Raw genomic sequence first — 24979 nt, 5'->3', positions numbered from 1 at the left:
CAATGAGTTCGGAGATCAACCCGCCATGGCGTGATAAGGTTCCGGCTACTCCGCCGCCCGTGCGATCGGAGTTGCCGGTGTGCCGCCATGCCGGCTCGGCTTGGCTTTGAGCTTGAGGTCCTGGAGTTCCTCGCGCTCGCGCGGCGTGTTGCGCATGAGCTGGTCCTTGCCGGGCTGGTACTGCACCGGCTGCGCGACGTCCGCCCCATACCAGGCGGCAGCCCTGAGCACGAAGGAGGGGTCGGCGAGGTGCGGGCGCCCCAGCGCGACGAGATCGGCGCGACCGGCGGCGACGATCGTATTGGCCTGGTCGGCCGTGGTGATGGCGCCGACGCACATGGTCGCGACACCGGCCTCGTTGCGGATGCGGTCGGCGAAGGAGGTCTGGAACATGCGGCCGTAGAGCGGTCGGGCCCGCGGCGTGGTCTGCCCGGTCGAGACATCGACGAGGTCGCAGCCGGCCCCAGCGAAGGCCTCAGAGATCGCGACCGAATCCTCGGCGCTGATGCCGCCTTCCTGCCAGTCTGTCGCCGAGATGCGCACCGACATCGGCTTGTCGGCCGGCCAGGCCTGGCGAAGCGCGGCGAAGGCTTCGAGCGGGAAGCGCAGGCGGTTCTCGAGCGAGCCGCCGTACTCGTCGGCGCGCTGATTGGTCAGCGGCGACAGGAAGCTCGCGAGCAGATAGCCGTGGGCACAGTGCAGCTCGAGCATGTCGAAGCCGGCGCGCAGGCCGCGCTTGGCTGACGCGACGAAGTCGGCCTTGACCCGGTCCATGTCGGCTCGGGTCATTTCGCGCGGCACCTGGCTCTCCGGATAATACGGCAAGGGCGAGGCCGAGACGATCGGCCAGGCGCCTTCCGCGAGCGGGCGGTCCATCCCGTCCCACATCAGCTTGCTGGCGCCCTTGCGGCCGGCATGGCCGAGCTGGAGGCAGATCTTCGCGGCCGAGTTGCCGTGGACGAAATCGACGATGCGCTTCCAGCCGGCTTCCTGTTCGTCATTGTAGAGGCCGGTGCAGCCGGGGGTGATGCGGGCATCGGCCGAGACGCAGGTCATCTCGGTGAAGACGAGCCCTGCCCCGCCAATGGCGCGCGCGCCGTAATGCATCAGATGCCAGTCGCCTGGCAGGCCATCCTGCGCCGAATACTGGCACATCGGCGAGACAACGAAGCGGTTCGCCACCTTCATCTCGCGCAGGGCGAAGGGCTGGAAGGCCGGTGGCACCGGCGTGCCGTCGCGGCGCGTCGCCTGGTCGGCGCCAAGATCGTCGGCGACCAGCCTGTCGATCGCCGCGACGAAGTCTGGCGCGCGCAGGGCAAGGTTGTCGTAGGTGATCGCCTTGGAGCGGGTCATCAGGCCAAAAGCGAAGCGCAGCGGCTCGAAATCCCAGAAGCGCTTGAGCTGCTCGAACCAGACCAGCGAGACGTCGGCGGCGTGCTGGGTCTTCTCGACCTCCTCGCGCCGCCCGGTCTCGAAGGCAGCGAGCGCCGCCTTGACGTCGAGCCCGGCCCGATGGAAGGCGCGGTGCAGCGCGATCGAATCCTCCATGGCGAGCTTGGTGCCGGAGCCGATCGAGAAATGCGCCGTTGCCTTGGCGTCGCCGAGCAGCACGACATTGTCGACCACCCAGTTGCTGCAGCGGATCATCGGGAACTGCCGCCAGAGCGAGCGATTGGTGATCAGCCGGTGGCCCTGCAATTCCTCGGCGAAGACCTGCTCGAGGAAAGCGGCCGTGCCGGCCTCATCCAGGTCCTCGAGCCCGGCGCGGGCGAAGGTCTCGGGGTCGGTTTCCAACACCCAGGTCGATTGCCCGGGCTCGTACTGGTAGCAATGGGCGATGAAGACGCCGTGCTGCGTCTGCTTGAAGAAGAAGGTGAAGGCGTCGAAGGGCCGGGTCGAGCCCATCCAGACGAAGCGGTTCGGCCTGAGATCAACCTCAGGTGCGAAGCGCTCGCGGTCGCCCTCGCGGATGCGGCTGTTGATGCCGTCGGCGGCGACGACGAGGTCGTAATCGCGCTTCAGCGCAGCGACATCCTCGATCTCCTGCGAGAAGACCAGCTTGACGCAGACCTGACGCGCCCGTTCCTGCAGCAGCGTCAGGAGCGTGCGGCGCGAGCAGCCGCAGAAGCCGTTGCCGGGCACGCGACGCACCGTGCCTTTGAAATGGATCTCGATATCGTCCCAATAGGCGAAGCTGCGGACGATCGCCTCATAGCTCGGCAGGTCGGCCGCCTTGAACAGGTCGAGCGTCTGGTCGGAGAAGACGACGCCGAAGCCGAACGTGTCGTCGGGGCGGTTGCGCTCGAAGACGGTAACGTCGAGCGCCGGCCAGTCCCGCTTCATCAGCAGCGCGTAATAGAGACCTGCCGGCCCGCCGCCCACCACCGCAATGCGCATGACGCTCTCCCTAGCTCACGAAATCATTTTAAACCTAAAATAATTTTGGCTCAAGCCCTGACTGATCGGCCGCATTACCGACCTTGATGCAGGCGGGCCAATCCAGCTCAAACTCAGTATAATCGATTGTCATATCGACGATATTTGTACTCATACCCATACCTCACTCTCCCTCTTGCAAAATGTTTCAGACCTAAAATATATTGACTGACAAGAGGGAGTGAACGGCATGGCATCGGCTCTGGCGAGACAGCATGCCCTGGTGAGCGGCGGCGGACGCGGCATCGGCCGCGCCATCGCCTCCACCCTGCGCCAGGCCGGCGCCCGCGTCTCGATCATCGGCCGCAATCACGACATCCTGCAACAGGCTGTGCTCGACGGCGCGGCAGATGCCGCCCGTTCCGTCGATGTGACCAATGAGAGCGCCGTGAGCGAGGCGATGACAGGACTCGCCGCGGAACAGCCTTTCGACATCGTCGTCGCCAATGCCGGCGCCGCCGAAAGCGCCAGCTTCCAGCGCAGCGATGCGCAGCTATTCCGGCGCATGGTCGAGATCAACCTGATCGGCACCGTCAATTGCTTCCGGCCGGCCCTGCCCGCCATGACCCAGCGTCGCTCCGGCCGGCTGATCGCGATCGCCTCGACCGCGGGGCATCGCGGCTATGCTTATGTCTCGGCCTATGTCGCGGCCAAGCATGCGGTCGTCGGCCTCGTGCGTTCACTCGCCCTGGAAACGGCGCGCAGCGGCGTTACCGTCAACGCCGTCTGCCCCGGCTATACCGACACCGACATGGTCGCCGGCAGCCTGGCCACGATCGCCGCCAAGACCGGCAAGAGCCGCGACGAGGCGCTGGCCGAGCTGACCAAGGACAATCCGCAGCACCGGCTGATCACGCCGGAGGAAGTCGCGGCCGCCGTCCTCAATCTCTGCGGCCCGCAAAGCCGCGGCATCACCGGGCAATCCATCCTGATCAATGGCGGGGAGTTCTGACCATGGAGATCCCGTCCAACGCCCCCCTGCTCGATCGCGAGACCAAAGCAAGCGAACGCCCCGGCGACCACAAGGATGAGCTTAGGCTTTGGCTGCGGATGCTGACCTGCTCGACCCTGATCGAGAGCGAGATCCGCACCCGCCTGCGCGAGGAATTCAAGACGACGCTGCCGCGCTTCGACCTGATGGCGCAGCTCGAAAAATCGACCACCGGCATGACCGTCGGCGAGGTCTCACAGCGGCTGATGGTCTCGAACGGCAACGTCACGGCCGTCGTCGCCGGCCTGCTCACCGACGGGCTGGTCGACAAGCGCCCGGCGGCGCAGGACCGGCGCGTCCAGGTGCTGACGCTGACCGCGCAGGGCCGGCGCGCCTTCAAGGCGATGGCCGAGCGCCATGAGGACTGGATCGCCGAGCTCTTCGCCGGCCTCGGGCCGGCCGAGATCGGCCAGCTCTTCCGCCTGCTCGGTGGGGTCAAGACCTCGCTGCACCAGGCCATCAGCAATCGCCAGAACGGCGCGCCGCCCGCGGCGGGAGACACCGAATGACCAGCGCAAACCCCGTCACCCTGCCGCTCTCTGGCTTCAAGCCACAGCACTTCCAGCTCACCGTCGCCGGCAAGGTCGCGACCGTGACGCTGAACCGGCCGGAGAAGAAGAACCCGCTGACGTTCGAAAGCTATCGCGAGCTGACCGATTTCTTCCTGGCGGCGCAGAAGGAGGAGGCAGTCAAGGCGATCGTCGTGACTGGCGCCGGCGGCAATTTCTCCTCGGGCGGTGACGTCTTCGAGATCATCGGACCGCTGGTCGCGATGGAAACCAAGGACCTGCTCAAGTTCACCCGGATGACCGGCGAGTTGGTCAAGACGATGCGCGCCTGCCCGCAGCCCATCGTCGCCGCGATCGATGGCATCTGCGCCGGCGCCGGCGCGATCATCGCAATGGCCTCGGACCTGCGCCTCGGCACGGCCGAGGCCAAGATCGCCTTCCTGTTCAACCGCGTCGGCCTCGCCGGCTGCGACATGGGCGCCTGCGCGATGCTGCCGCGCATCATCGGCCAGGGCCGTGCCGCCGAGCTGCTCTATACCGGCCGCGTGCTCAGGGGCGAGGAGGCCGAGCGCTGGGGCTTCCTCAACCGGCTCATCGCCCGCGAGAGCGTGCTCGCCGAGGCGCAGGCGCTCGCGATCGAGCTCGCTGACGGGCCGACCTTCGCCAACGCCATGACCAAGCGCATGCTCGAAATGGAATGGGCGATGTCGGTCGAGTCCGCGATCGAGGCGGAGGCGGTGGCACAGGCACTGTGCATGCAGACCGAGGACTTTTCCCGCGCCTATCACGCCTTCGCCGAGAAGCGGAAGCCGGTGTTCGAGGGCAACTGAGATGGTTTCGCTCGGCACAGGCATTCTTGGCGTCGGTATTCTTGGCGACACGCTCGACTGGCCCTTCTTCGAGGCGCATCACCGCGATTTCGCGGAGAGGCTCTCAGACTGGGCCGACGCCACCCTGCCCGGCCTGCCCCATGACGATGTCGACGAGGCCTGCCGGGCCCGGGTGAAAGCGCTGGGCGAAGCCGGCTTCCTCAGGGCCGCCGTGCCGGCCGAATATGGCGGACTGCATGCCGCGCTCGACGTGCGCACGCTCTGCCTCACACGCGAGATCCTCGCCGCCCGCGACGGGCTCGCCGATTTCGCCTTCGCCATGCAGGGGCTGGGTACAGGCTCGATCACCGTCGCCGGCTCACCCGAGATGAAGGCGCGCATTCTTCCGGCGGTGGCGCGCGGCGACAAGATCGCCGCCTTCGCCCTTTCCGAGAAAGAGGCCGGCTCCGACGTCGCCGCGTTGGCGACGACCGCGACGCCGGACGGCAATACCCATGTCCGGATCGATGGCGAGAAGACCTGGATCTCCAATGGCGGCATCGCCGACCATTACGTCGTCTTCGCCCGCTCCGGCGAAGCGCCGGGGGCGCGCGGCCTCTCTGCCTATCTGGTCGAGGCCGATACGCCCGGCCTCTCGATCACCGAGCGCATCGACGTGATCGCGCCGCATCCGCTGGCGACCCTGCGCTTCGATGGCTGCCGCATCCCCGCGGCAAACCGCATCGGCGGGCCGGGCGACGGCTTCAAGGTTGCGATGGCGACGCTCGACATCTTCCGCTCGACGGTCGGCGCTGCCGCGCTCGGCTTCGCCCGCCGCGCGCTGCACGAGACGGTTTCACATGCGAAGAACCGCAAGCTCTTCGGCGGCACGCTGGGCGACCTCCAGCTCTCGCAGGCTGCGATCGCCGACAGCGCGACCGAGGTCGACGCCGCCGCTTTGCTGGTCTACCGCGCCGCCTGGACCAAGGATCGCGGCGCAGCCCGCGTCACGCGCGAGGCGGCGCTCGCCAAGCTGGTCGCGACCGAGAACGCCCAGAAGGTGATCGATCGCGCCGTGCAAATCCATGGCGGGCTCGGGGTCACCCGCGGCGTCAAGGTCGAGGAACTCTATCGCGAGATCAGGGCGCTCAGGATCTACGAGGGTGCCAGCGAAGTGCAGAAGGTCGTGATCGCACGCGACCTGCTGAAGTAGGCACGAGCATCGTCCGCAAACGGGGGAGCCGGCTTTGCGACAGGACCATGCTCGAAAAATAGACCAGGGGAACGAGATGGGTACCGCAGATCTCATGCGGTCGGGACATGTGGATAGTTTCGCGCGGGACAATCTGCCGCCGCGCGAAAGCTGGCCGCGCCTCGACCTCGCAGCCGCCGGGCTGAGCTATCCCGAGCGATTGAATGTCGTCACCGAGTTCGTCGACCGCCATGTCACCGAGGGGCGCGGCGAACGCGATGCGGTGATCGGCCCGAGCGAGACCTGGAATTATCAGGCGCTCGCCGAAATCGTGAACCGCATCGCCAACGTGCTCACCCGTGATCTGGCCATGGTGCCCGGCAACCGGGTGCTACTGCGCGCCGCCAACACGCCGATGATGGTCGCGACCTATTTCGCAGTGCTCAAGGCCGGCGGCGTCGTGGTCGCGACCATGCCGATGCTGCGCGCCGGCGAGCTCGCCTATCCGATCCGCAAGGCGAAGATCGGTCTGGCGCTCTGCGACGCGACGCTGGTCGACGAACTCAAGGCCGCACAACAACTTGCGCCGGAACTCTCGACTGTCATTACATGGGGCGACGGCGCGCTCGAAGCCCTGATGGGCAAAGCCGGCTACGAAGTCTTCGAGCCGGCTGACACGGCGCAGGACGATGTCTGCCTGATCGCCTTTACCTCGGGCACGACCGGCGAGCCCAAGGGCACGATGCATTTCCAGCGCGACCTGCTGGCAATCTGCGACGCCTATGGCGCGCGCGTGCTGCAGGCTGCTCCGGACGACCGCTTCATCGGCTCGCCGCCGCTCGCCTTCACCTTCGGGCTCGGCGGCATCGTGCTCTTCCCCTTGCGAATCGGCTCCGCCTGCATCCTGCCGGCCAAGGTCGCGCCACCTGATCTCGCCGAGGCGATCGAGCGCTACCGGGCGACGGTCTGCTTCACCGCGCCCACCGCCTATCGCGCCATGCTCGGCAAGCTCGGCGAGCGTGATCTCTCCTCGCTGCGAATCTGCGTCTCGGCCGGCGAGGCCTTGCCCAAGGCCACCTTCGATGCCTGGCAGGCGGCGACCGGGCTGCCATTGATGGACGGCATCGGCGCCACCGAGATGCTGCACATCTTCATCGGCGCGCCGCGGGGCAAGATCCGGCCGGGCTCGACCGGCCTGCCGGTGCCCGGCTACGAGGCGAAGATCGTCGATGAGGACGGCAAGGAGGTGCCGGACGGCACGCCCGGGCGCCTCGCCGTGCGCGGCCCGACCGGCTGCCGCTATCTCGCTGATCCGCGCCAGGCCAAATACATCCTCGACGGCTGGAACGTCACCGGCGACACCTATCTGCGCGATGGCGATGGCTATTTCTGGTACCAGGCCCGCTCCGACGACATGATCATCTCGGCCGGCTACAACATCGCCGGGCCGGAGGTCGAGGCCTGCCTGCTGACGCATCCGGCGGTGGCCGAATGCGGCGTCGTCGGTGCGCCCTGCCCCGAGCGCGGCCAGATCGTGAAGGCCTACGTATTGCTGCGTGAGGGCTTCACTGGCGATGCCGCGTTGGCCAAGGCGCTGCAGGACCACGTCAAGGCGACGATCGCGCCCTACAAATACCCGCGCGCCATCGCCTTCGTGACAACCCTGCCGAAGACCTCTACCGGGAAGCTACAGCGCTTCGCCCTGCGCGAGATCGCGCGCCTGGAAGCTTCGGCTTCCTGATTATTGCTTGAGAAAGACCACGCCCATGACCAGCGGCACCCCGCCCTCCGATTCCGCTTCGCGCCGCGCCCGCGCGGTCCTGCCCGAAGGCTGGCCGCAGCCGCGCGGCTATGCCAATGGCATGGTCGCCGAAGGCAAGGTTCTGGTGACTGGTGGTCTCGTCGGCTGGGACGTCCAGGGCGTCTTCGCCAAGGGCTTCGTCGCGCAGGTCGGCCAGACGCTCGCCAACATCAAGGCGGTGGTCGAGGCCGGCGGCGGCAAGGTCGAAGATATCGTACGCCTGACCTGGTACGTCACCGACATCGAGGCCTATCGCAACAGCCTCGCCGAGCTCGGGCCGGCCTATCGCGCCAATCTCGGCCGACATTTCCCGGCCATGGCGGTGGTCTCCGTCCCCGCTTTGGTCGAGCCTGAGGCGATGGTCGAGATCGAGGCGACAGCGGTGCTGGCTGGCTAAATCTCCCCGTAGGAATTTACCAAGAATTAGCCACGATACTCGACGGCGCCGCCCAGTCCGGGCGGTGCATCGTCAGGAGTATCGCATGACGAGTATCAGCGGCGCTGGGGGCTTTCGCCCGCCACCGCCAGGAAAGCCGCCGAGCTTCGACAAGCTCGATGGCAACAGCGACGGGGTGCTCAACCTCGCCGAATTCTCCGCCGGCGCGCCGAAAGGCGCCGACAACGCCAAGACAGAGAAACTGTTCAAGGCGATGGACACTGACCAGGACGGCTCGGTCAGCAAGGCGGAATCGGACGCCTTCAAGGCGAAGTTCGAGAAGGCCGACCAGCAGACGCAGGCCCTCCTGCTGATGCTCCAGTCGGATACGGCCAACGCCACGACGGCGAAGAAGCCCGACGCCAAGGATGGCGAGGACAAGAACTACTTCGCCAAGCTCGATGCCGATTCAGACGGCAGCGTCGCCAAGGACGAATTCCTGAAGGCGGTCGCCCCCGACGGAGACAGCTCGAACGGCCTGCTCAGCCGGCTCTTCGCCGCGATGGATGCGGACAAGGACGGCAAGGTCTCCAAGGAGGAGATGGCCGACTTCAAGAAGCAGATGGAAGAACGCGCCTCGCACCGGCCGCCTCCGCCACCGCCGCCGGCTGAGATCAGCGGTGCATCCGAGGCCTATGGCCAGACCTACCAGCTCGGAGCAAGGGCTTCTGCTGGCGCGACCTATTCCCAGGCGGCCTAGTCACCGCTTGCGCAACGCCGGGCCGGCAGAAGGCCGTCCGGCGCTCTTAAGCCTCAGATGCCCGCCCCGTCATAGAGTGAAGGCGGCGCCTTCTTTGCCCACAAGCGAGCATGCAGGCCCTTCAGCAGCGGCCGCAACGCGATATCGCCGAGTGCAAGCACGGCCGCGAGACCCCACTGCCCCGTCGACAGCGCCACGACGGCGAAGACGAACAATCCGCTCGCCAGGCGCCAGCTCATCGCCTCGAACCAGGCACGGCGTTCCTGCGCGCCACGCCAGCCGACGAGACGCAGAACCGTACGAGCGGCGCCGCCAGCTTCGGCGATCGAACGAACCTTGTTCGGAGCCGTGCGGGTCTCGACGAAGCCGAAGGCGACCGTCTGGTTGCTGAGCCTGTCGATGAGGATGAAGCCGCCGAGCTCGCGGCTATGAGTGTAGTCGAGCACTGCGAGCTGCCGGTCGAGCGTCAGCGTCGCGAGACCAATGCCGTTCATCGCCAGGCTCTCCGCCGGCGCCTCGGCATAGCTCTCGATATCGACGCTGTGGTGCAGCCGCACGATCTGGGCGTTGGCGTTCGCAGTGGCGAGCTTGAGGATGAACTCGCCGCCTTCGCGCAAAGCCGCCTCGCCGGTCCAGAGCAGGCGCGCCTGCAATTCCTGCTTCACCATCGGGGCATGCGCGACCGAGGCGATGACGTCGCCGCGCGAGATGTCGATCTCGTCCGCGAGCGTGACTGTCACCGACTGGCCGGCGCTCGCCTGCGAGACGTCGCCGGAGGGCGCGAGGATGCGCGCGATCGTGCTGCGTCGGCCAGACGGCAGCGCCGCGACCGCATCGCCGACGCGCAGCCGCCCGCGCGCGACCGTGCCGGCGAAGCCGCGGAAGTCGAGATCGGGCCGGTTGACCCATTGCACCGGCAAGGCGAAGCCGGCTTCGACTTCCGCCTCGGCGACGACCACGACGGATTCGAGCAGAGGCAGCAGCGCCGGTCCGCGATACCACGGCATCAGCTTGGAGAGGCTGGTGACGTTCTCGCCGTCGCGGGCCGAGACCGGGACGAAGTCGATGCTGGCGAACCCCAGGCCCGCGACCGCCTTGCGGTAGTCCTGCTCGATCTGGCGGAAGACCGCCTCGTCATAGCCGACCAGGTCCATCTTGTTGACGGCGACGACGACATGGCGGACGCCGACCAGCGAGACGATGAAGGAGTGCCGGCGCGTCTGCGGCAGCAGGCCCTTGCGGGCATCGATCAGGATGATGGCGAGGTCGGCGGTCGAAGCGCCGGTCGCCATGTTGCGGGTATATTGCTCGTGGCCGGGCGTGTCGGCGACGATGAAGCTGCGCTGGTCGGTCGAGAAATAGCGATAGGCGACATCGATGGTGATGCCCTGCTCGCGCTCGGCAGTGAGACCGTCGACAAGGAGGGCGAAGTCCGGCGCCGCACCCTGCGTGCCGAATTTGCGGGAATCGCTGTCGAGCGCGGTGAGCTGGTCGTCGAAGACCGCACCGGCCTCGTAGAGAATACGGCCGATCAGCGTCGACTTGCCGTCGTCGACGGAACCGCAGGTGATGAAACGCAACAAAGCGCGGGCGCTGCCCTCGGTGCGTTGGCTCTGGTCGTTGGCGGGATGCGGCTGGCCAGCCGGAGCGGGCTGGCCCTTCAACTTCGCGAGCGCCGCCATCAGAAATAGCCTTCCTGCTTCTTCTGTTCCATCGAGCCGGAGCCGTCATGGTCGATGACACGACCCTCGCGCTCGGAGGAGCGTGACGCCCGCATTTCCGCGATGATGTCGGTGAGGTTCGCCGCCTCGCTCTCGACCGCCCCGGTCAACGGATAGCAGCCGAGCGTGCGGAAGCGGACCATGCGCGTTTCCAGCGTCTCGCCGGGCAGCAGCTCCATGCGCTCGTCGTCGCGCATGATCCAGGCGCCGTTGCGCCGTACGACCGGACGAGGCGCGGCGAAATACAGCGGCACGACCGGAATATTCTCGAGCGCGATGTAGTCCCAGACGTCCTTCTCGGTCCAATTGGAAAGCGGGAAGACGCGGAAGCTCTCGCCCTGCGCCTTGCGCGTGTTGAACAGACGCCAGGGCTCCGGCCGCTGGTTCTTCGGATCCCAGCGGTGCTGGGCCGAGCGCAGCGAGAACACCCGCTCCTTGGCCCGGCTCTTCTCTTCGTCGCGACGGGCGCCACCGAAGGCTGCGTCGAAGCCGTATCTGTCGAGAGCCTGCTTCAGCCCTTGCGTCTTCATCACGTCGGTATGGAGCCGCGAGCCGGAGGCGAACGGACTCACGCCGGTGCGCGCGCCCTCCTCGTTGATGTGCACGATCAGGTCGAGCCCGAGCCGGCTGGCGGTCTGGTCGCGGAAGGCGATCATGTCCCGGAACTTCCAGGTCGTATCGACATGGAGCAGCGGGAATGGCGGCTTGCCGGGATAGAAGGCCTTCATGACGAGATGCAGCAGCACCGCCGAGTCCTTGCCGATCGAATAGAGCAGCACAGGCTTCTCGCAGGTCGCAGCGACCTCGCGGATGATGAAGATCGCCTCGGCTTCGAGCTTCTGCAGATGACTGAGCTGGATCACGCCAAAACCTCCGCGGCCGGCTTGGACCGCACCAGCCGGCCGTCCGGACCGACATGCAGGCCGCACTCCTTGGCGGCCTCTTCTTCCCACCACCAGCGCCCCGCCCGCTCCGGCTCGCCCGGCTGGATGGCGCGGGTGCAGGGCTGGCAGCCGATCGAGAGGAAACCCCGCTCGTGCAACGGGTTGAGCGGGACGTCGTGCTTGCGGGCGAAGGCCAGCGCCTCATCGCGCGACCAGTCGAGCAGGGGGGTCAGCTTGATCAGGCCGCGCTCCCGGTCGGCCTCGGCGAGCGTGACGCCACCGCGTGCGGCCGACTGGTCGGCGCGCAGGCCGGTGATCCAGGCGGCGGCTCCGGCGAGCGCCCGGCCGAGCGGCTCGACCTTCCGGACATTGCAGCAGGCCTTGCGGGCCTCGATTGAATTGTAGAAGCCGTTGATGCCGTGGCCGAGCACGAAGGCCTCGACCGCGTCGTGGCGCGGATAGAACGGCGTGATCGTGATGCCGTAGCGCGCCTCGGTCTCCGCCCAGAGCGCATGGACCTCGCCGAAGAGCCGGCCGGTATCGAGCGTGACGATCTCGATCGGCAGGTTCTGCGTGGCGATCAGGTGGGTGACGACCTGATCCTCGAGGCCGAAGCTGGTGGTGAAGACGAGGCGGCCTGCGATCTGCCGCACCAATCCCGCGAGGCGCTCGGCTGCATCCGACGTTCCGAACGCAGCATTGAGGTTTTCGGCCTGGTCCTGCAACTCGAACATGTGCTTGCTCTGCGCAGGCGAGGTCGACGCGGACAGCTCGACGCCACCCTCGCCTGCCGCCACCTGCCGTACCAACGGTCAGTGGGATGTTCTGTAAATCGAACAATCCACATATAACCTGAATGCCGGCCAATCAATTTACATCAGATAGCGTGAATTTTCTTATTTCGAGGAAGAAGGAGAAAATCCTTCCTGCTCCACGTACTCCGCATCGTACTCACAGGCGCGTCTGAGCCGTTGCGATAGGAACTTTCGCTCCGGCTCCTGCGTTGAATGGACATGCAGGCTGGCCCTGCGACGCAACAGGGGGAATGCCGTGGCACATTCCGCGAACCAGGCGGTGGAGAGCTTGCGCAAGGAGCAGCGCGAGCAGCGCAAGGACGAGAAGAAGGCGGGCGGCAAGGGAGACCGTCAGCTCGACCGGGCGCTGGAGGACACCTTTCCCGCCAGTGATCCAGTCGCACCGGAAAGCCCGACCAAGCCCGGCGCGCCCGAGCGCCGGAGCTGATGCTGACAGGCTCCGTTGTGGACGCAGCTAGTCTCTCCATCTCGGCTGGACGAGATGGAGATGACTATGCCTGAGCGCGCCAGAGTGGATGCCTTCGTCGCCGCAGTGGTCAGCGGCGACCATGTCGGCGCCATCCGCGATTTCTACACCGACGACGCAACCATGCAGGAGAACGCCAACGAGCCGCGCCGCGGCCGTGAAGTGCTGATGGCTCACGAAGCGCGGGCGCTGGAGCGGCTCAACAAGATGCACACGCATCCGCCCGTCGCGGTGCTGGTCGACGGAGACCATGTCGTCGTGCGTTGGATCTTCGACGCGACCGACAAGACAGGCGTGACGCGCCGGCTCGAAGAGCTCGCCTTCCAGCGCTGGCGGGGCGACCGCATCGCCGAAGAGCGCTTCTTCTACGATACCGGAAGCGCGTGGCGGGAAGTCGGTTCAAGCGCAACCTGATAGCCAGGTGAGATCGGGATGCCTGATCTCTCACTTGCAGCTGGTCTTGCCGGGGCGCTATCGACGTCGGAGCGGAGGCGAGAGCGTCGATGAGTGCTGGTGATCGGAACGAGGTCCGTCCTGCTGCGGCATTCCTGCCCAGCGGGATCCGGCTTCATCTGACGGAATTCGGGTCCCGGGATGCCGAGCCGGTCCTGCTCCTGCATGGCTGGCCCCAGACATCCTATGCCTGGCGGCACGTCGCACCGCTGCTTGCACAAGCCGGGTACCGGACGATCGCGGTGGATCTACGTGGCTTCGGCCACAGCTCGAAGCCGCCGGACGGTTACGACAAGAAGAGCGTCGCACGCGACCTGCTCGAACTGCTCGACAGTCTCGCCATCCCGTCATGCTGGGTGGTCGGTCACGACATGGGCGGACAGGTGGCCTATCCGTTCGTCGCGCAATGGCCGGAGCGGGCGAAGGGCCTGGTGTTCATCGAATCCGGCCTGCCCGGCTTCGGCCAGGAGAACGCCATGAACATCGCGCAGGGTGGGAGCTGGCATTTCGGCTTCAACGCCGCGGGCGACATTGCCGAGGCCCTGGTCGCCGGCCGCGAGCACATGTTCATCCGCCATATGCTTCATCGCGACAAGGTCGGGCTGTGGGACCGCACGGCCGTCGCGGAGACGGACATCGCGGTCTATGCCACGGCAGCGGCCGCCCCCGGCTGCCTGCGGAGCATGTTCGCCTATTACAGAACCCTGTTGTCACATGACCTTCAGGACAATCTGGATTTCGGCGGGCGCAAGCTGACGCTTCCGGTCCTGGCAATCGGCGCCGAGCACGGCTATCGCGGCGCAGCACTCGCGACGATGCAGCGGGTCGCGGCAGATCCACAGGGCTGGATCGCCTCGCATAGCGGGCACTATGTTCCCGAAGAGCGCCCAGCTGAACTGAGCGAACGGCTTGTGTCCTTCTTCGTGAGCTCCAGCTAGGCGCCAGGCCCCCGCCTTGCGCTCACTCAGCGTAGGCCGCTCGGCCCGACCGTCAGCTTCTCGCCGATCTGGATGAATTTCAGCGGATTGCGCGCCTCCTCCGACAGCCGCGTCTCGTAATGGAGATGCGGGCCGGTCGAGCGGCCAGTCGAACCGACACGGCCGATGATCTGGCCGGCGGCGACCAGCTGCCCTTCCTTGACGTCGAAGGCCGAGAGGTGGCCGTAGCGCGTGGTGATGCCATTGCCGTGGTCGAGTTCGACCAGATTGCCGTAGCCGCCGGCGACCTCGGCACGCAGCACCTTTCCTGCCCCGGGCGCGCGGATCGGCGTGCCGGTCTCGCCGCGGAAATCCATGCCGGCATGCATCGCCGTGCCGCCTGTGAACGGATCGGAGCGCGGGCCGAAATTGCTGGTGGTGCTGTCGTCACCTTCGAGCGGGCGCTGGAACGGCACGATGATCGCCAGATCACGCCAGCGGCCGAAGAGCGCGCGCGCCTCGCCGAGCTGCATCAGCGCGTGCTCGAAGGTGCCAGGCTTCACCGTCATCGGTATGAGCGGGCCGCCCATGCCCGGCTGGCCCGGCGGCAGCTTGACCTTGGCGGGGTCGAGCCCGATCTCGGACAGCGCCGTCTTCACCTCCTGCACGCGGCCGACGAGCTGGCGCCCGAGCGCCGGGAGCTGCTGGTTCTGGCCGTTCTGCACCCGGTCGAGCGATTGGCCGAGTATGGCGATGCGCTGGTCGAGCGACATCGTCTCGCTCGCCTTGACCGCCGCCGCCACCTGACGACGCTGCTGCGCCAATATGGCGGGATTGACGCGGTCGAGGACGTTCTGGCCGTCAGCGAACTGATTGCCGCCCTGCGCCCTGGCGCCGCCCTGCGGCAGGATCGGTCCGACCGCTTGGCCGGTCAGCGCACCGAGCAGGGCCTGGCGGGCCTCGAGCTCGATCTGGCGGGTGATCAGGTCGGCGAGCTGGTCGCCCGCCTTGCCGCTGGCCGCGGGCTGGCCCGGCTGCGACGGCAGGCCGGGCGAATTGCCGGAGGCGACGATGGCGCTGACGAGGCGGCGCTGCAGTGCCTTGAGCTTCTCGTCGTAACTGCTCTGCAGGATGGCTTGCTCCTGCTGGAGCGCGGCAACGCGGCTCTTCTCTTCATAGAGCAGATAGCCGGTGACGCCGGCGCCGACGATCGCCAGCACAGCCAGAATCCAGGGCAGCACGCTGCCGCGTCCCGACCCCGACCGTCCGCCACCGCTACGCGGACGCCGCAGCGTCTCGCTCTCCGGCTGGAGAGAGGGTGTACTCGCAGCCTCGTCAGGCCGTCGCTTCAGGCGAACCGGTTGCACGTCTCTGTTTCCGCTCCGATCCCGCTGCGCAAGTATACCTCAGACACAGGCCGACAGCGATACTTTCGCTGAGCCCGGCCTCTGCCCCATCGCCACGTGGAGCCCAGCGACCAAGCAATCCAGTGCGGCCGGACGCGGCCGCCCTGGATTGCGTCGCTTACGCTTGCGATGACGATCGCGCCGGCCGCTCCTCAGCTACAGGCGTAGTGGAAGGCGCCGTCCTCGATCGTGACCTTCGCCTCGGTCAGCGGCTTCTTCTCCAATTGCAGGTTGAGGATGCTGCGTGAGAGCGCCGGCAGCATCGAGTTGGTGATGATGTTGTCGATCATGCGCCCGCCCGAATCCGGGTCGTTGCACTGGGCGACGATGTGCTCGACCACCGCGTCGTCATAAGTGAAGGCGGCGTTGTGATTGTCGCGCAGGCGCTTGCCGATGCGCCCGAGTTGCAGGCGCACGATACCGCCGAGCATCTCGCCGGAAAGCGGATAGTAGGGAATCGTCACCAGACGGCCGATCAGCGCCGGCGGGAAGACCTTGAGCAGCGCCGGCCGCAGCGCAATTGCGAGCTCTTCGGAATCCGGGCGGCTGCTCTCGTCGCCGGCCATGCGCATGATCTCGTCGGTGCCGACATTCGAGGTCAGGATGATCAGCGTGTTCTTGAAGTCGATGCGACGGCCGGTGCCATCCTCCATCTGGCCCTTATCGAAGACCTGGAAGAACAGCTCGTGCACGTCGGGATGGGCCTTCTCGACCTCGTCGAGCAGCACCACCGAATAGGGCTTGCGGCGCACGGCCTCGGTGAGGCGTCCGCCCTCGCCATAGCCGACATAGCCGGGAGGCGCTCCCTTCAGCGTCGAGACGGTGTGCGCCTCCTGGAATTCGCTCATGTTGATGGTGATGACGTTCTGCTCGCCGCCATAGAGCGATTCCGCCAGCGCCAGCGCCGTCTCGGTCTTGCCGACGCCGGAGGGGCCGCAGAGCATGAAGACGCCGATCGGCTTGTTCGGATTGTCGAGCTTGGCGCGGCTGGTCTCGATGCGCTTGGCGATCATGCCGATGCCGTGCCCCTGCCCGACCACGCGCTTGTTCAACGTCGCGGCAAGGTTGAGCACGGTCTCGATCTCGTCCTTGACCATGCGGCCGACCGGAATGCCGGTCCAGTCGGAGACGACGGAGGCGACCGATTGCTCGTCGACATGGGCGTAGATCATCCGGTTGGCCGGATCGATCGCGCCGAGCGTGTCGAACTTCTCGCGCAGGCTGGCGCGCGTCGCCTCGGGATCGGCCGGCGCCTCGGCAGGCGCAGCCTCGGCCGCTGCCTCGCCGTCGGCGGTTGCAGCCTCAGCGGCCGCCTTCTCGCCGAGCTTGCCGCGCAGCAGCGTGATCTCCTCGACAATCGCGAGCTCGGAGGCCCAGTCGGCTTCGAGCGTCTCCAGCTTCGCCTTCAGCGCAGCGCTCTCCTCGTCGATCTTGCCGAGGCGTTCGTCGGTGGCGTCGCCGAGATCCTTGTCTGCGATCAGGGCGATCTTCTCCTTTTCGAGCGCCGCTATGGCGACACGGGCGTCCTCGATCGCAGCCGGTGTCGCGGTCTGGCTGATCGCAACGCGGGCGCAGGCCGTGTCGAGCAAGCTCACCGCCTTGTCGGGCAGCTGGCGCGCCGGGATATAGCGCGAGGAGAGCTGGACGGCGGCGACGATGGCAGCGTCGGAGATGCGGACCTTGTGGTGCTTCTCCATCGGCCCGATCAGGCCGCGCAGCATGGTGCAGCAGCGCACGACGTCCGGCTCATCGACCTGCACCGGCTGGAAGCGCCGGGTCAGCGCCGGATCCTTCTCGAAATACTGGCGGTATTCCGACCAGGTCGTCGCCGCGACAGTGCGCAAGGTGCCGCGGGCCAGAGCGGGCTTCAGCAGGTTGGCGGCGTCGCCCGTGCCGGCAGGCCCCCCGGCGCCGATCAGCGTATGCGCCTCGTCGATGAACAGGATCACCGGCGTCGGCGAAGACTGGACCTCGTCGATGACCGAGCGCAGGCGCTGCTCGAACTCGCCCTTCATCGAGGCGCCGGCCTGCATCAGGCCGATGTCGAGGGCGCAGACCTTGACGCCGCGCAAGGGCGGCGGCACGTCGCCGGCGACGATGCGCTGGGCAAAGCCTTCGGCGATCGCGGTCTTGCCGACGCCGGCCTCGCCGGTGAGGATCGGGTTGTTCTGGCGCCGGCGCATCAGCACGTCGATGACCTGGCGGATCTCGTCGTCGCGTCCGAGGATCGGGTCCATCGTGCCCGAGCGTGCCTTTTCGGTCAGGTCCTGCGAGAAGCGGTCGAGCGCGGTGGTGCCCTTGGCGCCATCCGCCTGCTCGGCGCCCGGCGTGCCGGCGGCGCGCAGCCCCGAGCCGTCCATCGGCCGCAGGTTCTCCTCTTCGGAGTCCTTCCAGATCTTGGCGTAACCGGCGGCGAGTTCCTCGACCGGGATTTTGCCGAACTCCTTGGAAATGCCGGTCAGCGCCCGCTTGAGCTCGAGCGATTTCAGCGCCGCGACCAGGACGTGGCCGCTCCGGATCTGGGTCTCGCCGAAGAACAGGGTGGCGTAGTGCCAGCCGCGGTCGAGCACGTCGACGACGTTGTTGGCGACGCCGGGCATCTCCGTCTCGTTCTTGCGAAAGCCCTCGATGACGCCGCCGATATCGGTCGCAAGGCGGGCCATATCGAGGCCGTAATGCTGCGCGGTCAACCCGATATCGGTCGAGCGCCGCTGCAGGATCTGGGCGAGCCAGTGCGCCAGCTCGACATTGCGGTTGCCGGCCCCCTTGGCCTGGCGCAGCGCCTGGATGAAGGCTTCATAGCCGACGCGGTTGAGTTTGCCGGTGACGGCTTCGAGACTGATGTCGGCCATGGCGGTCCCCTATCGTCTGTCTTTTTGGATCAGGTTTGTTTCGATGAAGCTGGCTTGGTGGAAGCTTGCTTGGTCAAGTTCTGGCTTTTCCGGCTGCGTTTCTGGCGCATGCGTTCGGCGGGGTGGAAACGGGCATCGCGGCGCAGACTGCCGTCCGGGACGTTCCAGTTCGGCGAGATCCAGCTCGACCAGCCGAGCGCGCCGGAGCGGCCGAGCTGCATCGGCTGGACCTTGCCGACCGGCAAAGCGAGCTCGACGTCCCATTCGAACTGCTCGCCGAGATAGAAGAACACGGCATCGGCCAAAGGCTCGCAGCGGTCGCCATTCGGCAGGAACCGGTTGAACTGCTCGAGGTCGCGCGCGACCAGCTTGACCCGGAACTTGTCCTCGACGCTGTAGACGCTGGCGCCGAGCAGGACATTGCTGCCCAGGGCGCATTGGCCGCGGCCGAGCTTGGTCCGGTCCTCCGGGTCGAAGACCAGCCGCATGCCGACGAACTGCTCGACCTCGACCTCGATGTCGAAGAGGCCGGCGAGCAGGCTGCGCAGGCGCGAAGCCGACTTGGCCTGCGCGCCGGTGAGCCCGGCATGGGCGAGCTTTTCGGGATCGGGGACGCTGTCACGGTTCTGATAGGGCTGCGAGCCCAGGCCCGTCATGCTGCCGACATAGGCGATGAAGCGGTCCCTGTCGGGCCGGTCGTGCTGCGCAACCGGCCGCGAATCCGCCCAGGCCCGGTAGAACAGCTGCAGGAAGCGGTTGTTGAAGATGTCGAGGAAGCGCGGGAAGGCGTCGTCGCGGACGAGCTGCCAGTGATAGCTCTCCTCGGTCGTCGCCAGCGGCAGCGCACCTTGCGGGCCGAGCAGGCCGAGGAACTTGACGAAGAGCCGCAGCCGACCCTGCAGGTCGCGATCGGCCTCGGCGATGGTCGAGGCTGGGAAATCCAAATAGGGCTGCTCGCCGAGCGCGATGTATTCGTCGCGCCTGGCGGCGACGTCGCCGATGCGCTCGCGTTCGGGGAAGCTGCGCTCGATCCGGCGCAGCGCCGCGTAGAAATCATGCCGCCAGGGCTCGGCCCGCAGCCCTTCGACGAAGGGCGGCTCGACGCGCAGATCGTCGAGCGCGGCCGGTGGCGGCAGGGTTGGCGCGCTCTTGTTCACAGGATGCGCCTCGTGCCGGCGCGCGGCGGAAAGCGCATGACCTCGCCGCGCTCGACGGTGCGGATCACCGTCTGGGTGAAATGGTTCATCGCCGCATATTCAGCGAAGAAGCGGTCGAGGATCGCCCCCAGCAGGAAGACGCCGCTGCCCTCGAACGCCTTTTCGTCGAAGAGGACGGTAATCTCGAGCCCGCGGGCGGCGCCTGTCCCGGCCCGCTGCGGGAACCGCCGGATCACCGGGCGGCTGTCGACGCTCTTGATGCCGCGGATGCGGCGCTCGGTGGCGCTGTCGGCGAGGTCGGCGAAGAGCGAGAGCATCTCGCGCAGCGCCTCGGCGTTCTCGCCGGCGCCACGCTGGACCAGGCCGAGATGGTTGAGGCTGAGCAGATTGATCAACCGCCAGGTGACGACGCCGGTGCTCGCCGTCTCCGAACGCAGCCGGAGCTGCGAGACGATCGGCTCGCGCGGCGGTGTCGGCCCGGCGAGGGAGGTCACGTCGAGCACGACATTGTCAATCAGGCGGAAATCGGCGCCGCCGACCCCGGTCGGCAGATGCTCGGTCAGATGGCGATTGGAACAGAGAGCCCGGATGCTGAGTTCGGCCACGGCTGCGGCATCGGAGACCGTCGCCGGCTCGTAGAGCGAGATGAACATCTCGGTGCCGGTATAGTCGGACGCCCGCCCCTCGCGGCGCTCGGCCGAAGAGCGCCGGCGCGGCAGCCGCCGCTGCGTATAGAGCAGACCATGGGTCGGCGAAGCGCCTTCGGGTGAGGAATAGAGCGGGTGGACCGGCTGCTTGTCGCGGCCGCCGCTATAATGCGCATAGACGTCGAGGATCGAGTGCGGCTCATAGTCGAGCATGCGGCTGCGATCGGGTACGACGTGATACTCGTGCTCGTTCCGGCGTACCGGGATGCGGTCGGTCGTCTTCTCGAACAGGTTCACCGCCGGAGCGGCATAGAGTGCGAACAGCTCGCGCTGGACCGCCGCCGGCAGGCGCGTATTGACCTCATCGAAGACGAAGATGATGTCGACCGTCTTGGCCTTGAGCCGGGACATCACCTTGTCGAGGCCGGTCAGCTTGAAGCCGAGGAATTTGCGCGGGAACCAGAACTGCTCGCGCAGCAGGTCGAAGCCGCGGAAGACCCGCGTATCTGCCGGCAGCAGTGCCTCGTCCTCATCGAAGCCGATCTGCTCCAGCCCACACTCCGCCCCCGACAGCACCACCGGATCGCCGAATTCGTCGAGATAGCGGAAATAGAGACCGAGGCGATCGGCGAAGATCTGCTCGTAGAGCGCGATCGCATCGGCTTCCGTGCCGAGCAGGTGCAACGTGAGATCGCGCGTCTTGCAGCCGGCAAACCAGCTGTTCGGCAGCTTGCTCGCCTGCTCCGGCGATGGCTCCTCGGCCGGGTCGCTGGCGATGCGATGGGTCAGCGACAGGCGCAGTCCAGACAGCACCCGCCCATCGGCCGGGAGCCCCAGCGCCTGCAGCCGCCCCGGCGCGGCGATGTATTCGGCCGAGGCGACCTCGAACGGCCAGATCGTGACGGGCGAGCTCAGCCGGTAGCGGCAGGCGACGCGTCGGTCGCGCTCGACATAGGTTGCGTCGAGATAGGAGCCGCGCGGCACCTCGACGCCCTCGCGCAGAGCCGGATCGCCATAGGTGGGCGCGATCCCGGCGAGCAGAGCCGACGGCGTCGGCGCCAGATAGTTCGGGATCAGCTGCTCGAGCAGATTGTTGGTGAACTCGGGGAATTCGTGCTTGAGCTTGAGCTGGACACGCGCGGCAAGGAAGGCCGCTCCCTCCAGCAGGCCGCCGACCATCGGGTCCATGCGCTCGCCGACCAGCCCGCCGAGCCGCTCGGCGATGCCGGGGTATTCCTCGGCGAACTCCTTCGTATGCTCGGTGAAGAGCCTGAGCTCGCGATTGTAGAAATCGAGGAATTCCTGGTTCATTCCACGCTACCGGTTCTTGATCGCGATCTTGCCGGTGTCGAGCTCGACATCGGCGACGAATTGCACCGGAATATTCAACGGCTCGCAATTGAGATCTGCCCGCACGATGAAGCGGATCTTGAGCTCCGCCTTATCGAGTCCTTCGTCGCGCTCGACCACGATCGACTGCTTCATGAGCCGCGGCTCGTAGGCGAGCAGCACCTGCGCGAGCTCGTCCTTGATCGCGCCGACGCGGTGCTCATCGATCGACTTGTTCTGGACGTCCGGAAAGCCGCAGTTGAGCACGGAGCGGCGGACATGCTCGAAGCGCGACAGATCGGTCGAGGAACCGAAATTGATCGTGTTGACCAGAGCTTCGAGGTCGATCGCGATCTCCTGGCGCAGCTTGCTCTCGGTGATCGCGGTCCGCGGTGCGGCGCGGCGTCCAGCGACCACGCGCTCGCCGCCGGCGTCGCGCAGGTCGAGCTGGACCTTGGCGTCCTTGGCGCGATGCGCCTCGCGGAAGGCGAACATCAACGGCGGTCGCAATCGGTTCTTCGCCTTGGGGTCGAGCATATGGGTCATCCCGAACGAAGCTGCTCAATGCGACGGACTCCCGGTGATTGCTGCCGCAATCGCGGGGAGTCCGTGCGGAGCGTGACAGGATCGGCGACGCCGGTCGAGGCAAGACGCCGGAAGCTGCCCTCCAGCCGGGCCCGCCTGAGCGGACCCGGCTGGAATGGCGTATTACTCTTGGTTCTTCTTGAGGTCGTAGGTGCCGGTCACGGTCGAGCCGAGCGAGCCGTCCTTGTTCTGCGGCTTGTACTCGTACTTGATCTTGGCGAAGTTCAGCGAGAACTGGTCGGTCGGCACCGGGTTGCCACCGGTCGAGTCGCCCGACTGATAGCTCGACACGAGCAGATCCTCGAGAGTGACCGTGTAGAACTCCTGCTGGCCCTTGCCCTGCTTGCGGACGTGCAGCACGGCCTTCTTGATGTGCTCGCCGGTGGCGCATTTCAGCATCAGCGTCGGCGAGGCCTTGTTGACGTTCGCCGTGCAGTGCAGGTCCTGGTAGCTGGCCTTGCCGGCGCCGCCGCCATGGCCCGCAGCATGCGTGCCGGAGTTGCTGACACCCCAGGAGAAGGACTCGATCTCGATCGTGTCCTTGTGCTTGGCGTCCTGGCTTTCGCCCTTGATGCCTTCGATCTCAAGCAGGAAGTCACTTGCCATGATGCTCTCCAATGATTGGCTGATTGCGGTGATTTAGGCATAGAACTCGCGTCGCCTGGAGAGCTCCCCCCATGCGTCGCCACTCTCCCTGCGCGATAAGCGCAGGGCCAACAGTTGTCCTGGGGGGCCGGCGCGCCTTGGAACGCGCCTGGGTCTCAGGTCTTGGGCGCCGGCAGGCGCGAGACGAGGCTCAGACCGATATCCATGCCCTCGAGCTGGAAGTGCGGCCGGAGGTAGAACTTGGCCGAGTAGTAGCCGGGGTTCTCCTCGTCCTCGAAGACGTCGATGCGCGCTTCGGACAGGGGCTTGCGCGCCTTCGTCTCCTCGCTGGAGTTCAGCGGATCGCCGTCGACATATTCGGTGATCCACTCCTGCAGCCAGCGGCGCAGGGGTTCGCGCTCCTTGTAGGAGCCAACCTTGTCGCGAACCATGCACTTCAGATAGTGCGCGAAGCGCGACACGGCGAACATGTAAGGCAGACGCGAGGACAGATTGTCGGAAGCAGTCGCCGCGACGCCGTCGGGCCCGAAGAAGGCCTTGGGCTTGTAGAGCGACTGCGCTCCGATGAACGCCGCCTTGTCCGTGTTCTTGCGATGGATCAGCGGGATCAGGCCGGACTTGGCCAGCTCCGCCTCGCGGCGGTCGCTGATCGCGATCTCGGTCGGGCACTTCAGGTCGACGCCGCCGTCATCGGTCGGGAAGGTGTGGGTCGGCAGGTTGAGGACCTCGCCGCCCGACTGGACGCCGCGAATGCGGGTGCACCAGCCATACTCCTTGAAGGCCCGGTTGATGTTCACCGCCATGGCATAGGCTGCGTTCATCCAGGCGTATTTCTCGCCCTTGTGACCGTCGGTGTCCTCCTCGAAGGCGAACTCCTCGACCGGCTCCGACTTGGCGCCGTAAGGAACCCGCGCCAGCACCCGCGGCAGGCACAGGCCGACATAACGGGAGTCGGCCGCGTCGCGCAGGCCCTTCCAGGCCGCGTAGTCGGGGGTGTCGAAGACCTTTCCGAGATCACGCGGGTTGGAGAGCTCCGTCCAGGAGTCCATGCCCATCAGGTTCGGATCGGCGCCGGTGAAGAGCGGCGCGTGAGCGGCGGCCGCGACCTTGGAGAGATCGCGCAGCAACTGCACGTCCGTGGGAGCGTGACTGAAGTGATAGTCGCCGACGAGCGCGCCGAAGGGCTGGCCGCCGAGCTGACCGAACTCCTGCTCGTAGAGCTGCTTGAAGAGCGGGCTCTGGTCCCAGCGGGCGCCGGGATAGGTCTTGAGGTTGCGATAGAGCTCGGTCTTGCCGACGTTCATCACCTTGATCTTCAGCTGCGAGTCGGTCTCGGAGTTGAAGACGAGGTAGTTGAGGCCGCGCCAGGCGCTTTCGAGCTTCTGGAATTCCGGTGCGTGCAGCACCTCGTTCATCTGCTCGCTGAGCTTGGCATCGAGCCGGGCGATCATCTCCTCGATCGTGTCGAGTACGTCGCCCTTGATCAGCGTCGAGTCGGCGAGAGCCTGGTTGACCAGGGTCGCGACCGCATTCTCGACCTCGCTCGCCGCTCGTTCGGTCTTCGGCTTGAAGCTCTGCTTCAGCAGTGCCGAGAAATCGTCGGCGCCTTGCGTTTCAGCAGTTGCCGCGCCGGGGTGTTGGATCTGTGCTTCCGCCATGGCCGCCTCGCTTACCCGTTACCGTCCTGCTTGTCGTCACCAGCCGGCTTTTCGCCGAGCTTGTCCTTCAGCGCCGCCATCAATTGCGGATCAGCCAGAAGGGCCTTGAGCTGGTCGCTGGCCGCGACCTTGCCATCCATGTAGCGCAGGAGGTTGGCGAGCTGCTCGCGCGCCTCCAGCAGCTTGGCCGTCGCCGGAATCTGGCGGGCGATCGCAGCCGGGTTGAAGTCCTCGTATTTCTTGAACTTCAGCGACACGGAGAGCTTGTCGCTCCCATCGCCGAGCCGGTTGGGGACGGCAAAGGCCGCGCCCGGTTCAATCGCGGCCATGCGCTGATCGAAATTGTCCATGTCGATGTCGAGGAACTTGCGTTCGCCGACGTCGGGCTTCTCGACCGCCGAGGCATTGCCCGAGAGATCGGCGAGAACCCCCATCACGAAGGGCAGCTCGACCTTCTGATCGGCATTGTAGGGATCCTCATAGGTAATGTGGACCCGCGGCGGCCTGTTGCGGCGAATGAATTTCTGCCCCGAATCTCCGGCCATGACGGCGCCCCTTCCTTTAGAGGCATCACGCAAGGAGAGCGTGATGCCACGCTTACGATCGAGC

At 66.5% G+C, this 24979-nt stretch carries 21 protein-coding genes and 1 pseudogene; 10 read left to right on the top strand and 12 right to left on the bottom strand.

Annotated elements, in window-relative coordinates; all coding sequences use genetic code 11:
- Window positions 1-45: 45 nt before the first annotated feature.
- A complete protein-coding gene (locus tag AC1DS0_RS02050; RefSeq protein ID WP_476812723.1) occupies window positions 46-2397 on the bottom strand; it encodes a bifunctional salicylyl-CoA 5-hydroxylase/oxidoreductase in 2352 nt (783 codons plus the stop codon).
- A gap of 229 nt (window positions 2398-2626) precedes the next feature.
- Here AC1DS0_RS02050 and AC1DS0_RS02045 point away from each other — a divergent pair, with 229 nt between their 5' ends.
- The 7 genes from AC1DS0_RS02045 to AC1DS0_RS02015 all read left to right on the top strand — a co-directional run bounded on the left by AC1DS0_RS02045 (window position 2627) and on the right by AC1DS0_RS02015 (window position 8874).
- Window positions 2627-3388: an SDR family NAD(P)-dependent oxidoreductase gene (locus AC1DS0_RS02045; protein ID WP_476812722.1), complete on the top strand. Its 762-nt coding sequence runs from the start codon at window positions 2627-2629 to the stop codon at window positions 3386-3388.
- Window positions 3389-3390: 2 nt separating this feature from the next.
- A complete protein-coding gene (locus tag AC1DS0_RS02040; protein ID WP_476812721.1) occupies window positions 3391-3936 on the top strand; it encodes a MarR family winged helix-turn-helix transcriptional regulator in 546 nt (181 codons plus the stop codon).
- Window positions 3933-4766 (top strand): enoyl-CoA hydratase family protein, encoded by an 834-nt coding sequence (locus AC1DS0_RS02035; protein WP_476812720.1) that lies wholly within the window; start codon window positions 3933-3935, stop codon window positions 4764-4766. Before AC1DS0_RS02040 ends, AC1DS0_RS02035 begins: the two co-directional genes overlap by 4 nt.
- A 1-nt stretch (window position 4767) precedes the next feature.
- On the top strand, window positions 4768-5958 hold the full coding sequence (locus tag AC1DS0_RS02030; protein ID WP_476812719.1) for an acyl-CoA dehydrogenase family protein: 1191 nt from the start codon (window positions 4768-4770) through the stop codon (window positions 5956-5958).
- A 76-nt stretch (window positions 5959-6034) separates the two neighbouring features.
- Entirely contained in the window at window positions 6035-7678 is a 1644-nt protein-coding gene (locus AC1DS0_RS02025; RefSeq protein WP_476812718.1) for an AMP-binding protein, read from the top strand.
- 25 nt (window positions 7679-7703) lie between these two features.
- Window positions 7704-8135 carry a RidA family protein gene (locus AC1DS0_RS02020; protein WP_476812717.1) on the top strand — a complete coding sequence of 144 codons (432 nt, stop codon included), beginning with the start codon at window positions 7704-7706 and terminating at the stop codon, window positions 8133-8135.
- Between the two features lie 85 nt (window positions 8136-8220).
- Complete coding sequence (locus AC1DS0_RS02015; protein ID WP_476812716.1) at window positions 8221-8874, top strand: EF-hand domain-containing protein; 654 nt, start codon at window positions 8221-8223, stop codon at window positions 8872-8874.
- A 53-nt stretch (window positions 8875-8927) separates the two neighbouring features.
- Here AC1DS0_RS02015 and cysN read toward each other — a convergent pair whose 3' ends face one another.
- Genes cysN through AC1DS0_RS02000 form a run of 3 tightly spaced genes read right to left on the bottom strand, consistent with a single transcriptional unit; the run spans window position 8928 to window position 12213 of the window.
- Complete coding sequence (gene cysN, locus AC1DS0_RS02010; protein ID WP_476812715.1) at window positions 8928-10556, bottom strand: sulfate adenylyltransferase subunit CysN; 1629 nt, start codon at window positions 10554-10556, stop codon at window positions 8928-8930.
- Window positions 10556-11458, bottom strand: coding sequence for a sulfate adenylyltransferase subunit CysD (gene cysD / locus AC1DS0_RS02005; protein ID WP_476812714.1), 903 nt, complete (start codon window positions 11456-11458; stop codon window positions 10556-10558). The genes cysN and cysD overlap by 1 nt, the downstream gene beginning before the upstream one ends.
- Window positions 11455-12213, bottom strand: a complete 759-nt coding sequence (locus AC1DS0_RS02000; RefSeq protein ID WP_476812713.1) for a phosphoadenylyl-sulfate reductase — start codon at window positions 12211-12213, stop codon at window positions 11455-11457. Before AC1DS0_RS02000 ends, cysD begins: the two co-directional genes overlap by 4 nt.
- A gap of 316 nt (window positions 12214-12529) precedes the next feature.
- On the opposite strand from AC1DS0_RS02000, the pseudogene AC1DS0_RS01995 reads away from it, so the two are divergent.
- From AC1DS0_RS01995 to AC1DS0_RS01985, 3 genes and pseudogenes are all read left to right on the top strand, one after another.
- Window positions 12530-12718 (top strand): annotated as a pseudogene (locus AC1DS0_RS01995) (hypothetical protein); the annotation flags it as partial.
- Window positions 12719-12781: 63 nt separating this feature from the next.
- The gene (locus tag AC1DS0_RS01990) at window positions 12782-13174 is read left to right on the top strand and encodes a nuclear transport factor 2 family protein (protein ID WP_476812712.1); all 393 of its coding nucleotides are present in this window, start codon (window positions 12782-12784) and stop codon (window positions 13172-13174) included.
- An 89-nt stretch (window positions 13175-13263) separates the two neighbouring features.
- Window positions 13264-14151 carry an alpha/beta fold hydrolase gene (locus AC1DS0_RS01985; protein ID WP_476812711.1) on the top strand — a complete coding sequence of 296 codons (888 nt, stop codon included), beginning with the start codon at window positions 13264-13266 and terminating at the stop codon, window positions 14149-14151.
- A 26-nt stretch (window positions 14152-14177) separates the two neighbouring features.
- Here the strand turns inward: AC1DS0_RS01985 and AC1DS0_RS01980 are convergent, their stop codons facing one another.
- From AC1DS0_RS01980 to tssB, 8 genes are all read right to left on the bottom strand, one after another.
- The gene (locus tag AC1DS0_RS01980) at window positions 14178-15371 is read right to left on the bottom strand and encodes a peptidoglycan DD-metalloendopeptidase family protein (protein ID WP_476812710.1); all 1194 of its coding nucleotides are present in this window, start codon (window positions 15369-15371) and stop codon (window positions 14178-14180) included.
- Between the two features lie 317 nt (window positions 15372-15688).
- Window positions 15689-18388, bottom strand: a complete 2700-nt coding sequence (gene tssH / locus AC1DS0_RS01975; RefSeq protein WP_476812709.1) for a type VI secretion system ATPase TssH — start codon at window positions 18386-18388, stop codon at window positions 15689-15691.
- A gap of 29 nt (window positions 18389-18417) precedes the next feature.
- Window positions 18418-19545, bottom strand: coding sequence for a type VI secretion system baseplate subunit TssG (gene tssG / locus AC1DS0_RS01970; RefSeq protein ID WP_476812708.1), 1128 nt, complete (start codon window positions 19543-19545; stop codon window positions 18418-18420).
- A complete protein-coding gene (tssF, locus tag AC1DS0_RS01965) occupies window positions 19542-21503 on the bottom strand; it encodes a type VI secretion system baseplate subunit TssF (RefSeq protein WP_476812707.1) in 1962 nt (653 codons plus the stop codon). Before tssF ends, tssG begins: the two co-directional genes overlap by 4 nt.
- A gap of 6 nt (window positions 21504-21509) precedes the next feature.
- Window positions 21510-22058 (bottom strand): type VI secretion system baseplate subunit TssE, encoded by a 549-nt coding sequence (locus AC1DS0_RS01960; RefSeq protein ID WP_476812706.1) that lies wholly within the window; start codon window positions 22056-22058, stop codon window positions 21510-21512.
- A gap of 171 nt (window positions 22059-22229) precedes the next feature.
- Complete coding sequence (locus tag AC1DS0_RS01955) at window positions 22230-22712, bottom strand: Hcp family type VI secretion system effector (protein WP_152014626.1); 483 nt, start codon at window positions 22710-22712, stop codon at window positions 22230-22232.
- Window positions 22713-22867: 155 nt separating this feature from the next.
- Complete coding sequence (gene tssC / locus AC1DS0_RS01950) at window positions 22868-24370, bottom strand: type VI secretion system contractile sheath large subunit (protein WP_476812705.1); 1503 nt, start codon at window positions 24368-24370, stop codon at window positions 22868-22870.
- Between the two features lie 11 nt (window positions 24371-24381).
- On the bottom strand, window positions 24382-24915 hold the full coding sequence (gene tssB / locus AC1DS0_RS01945; protein ID WP_152014624.1) for a type VI secretion system contractile sheath small subunit: 534 nt from the start codon (window positions 24913-24915) through the stop codon (window positions 24382-24384).
- Window positions 24916-24979 lie beyond the last annotated feature (64 nt).

This window comes from Allobosea sp. P4_H5, assembly GCF_056400825.1.
The sequence above is the reverse complement of the archived record's forward strand: the minus strand, read 5'-3'. Positions and strand labels throughout refer to the sequence as shown.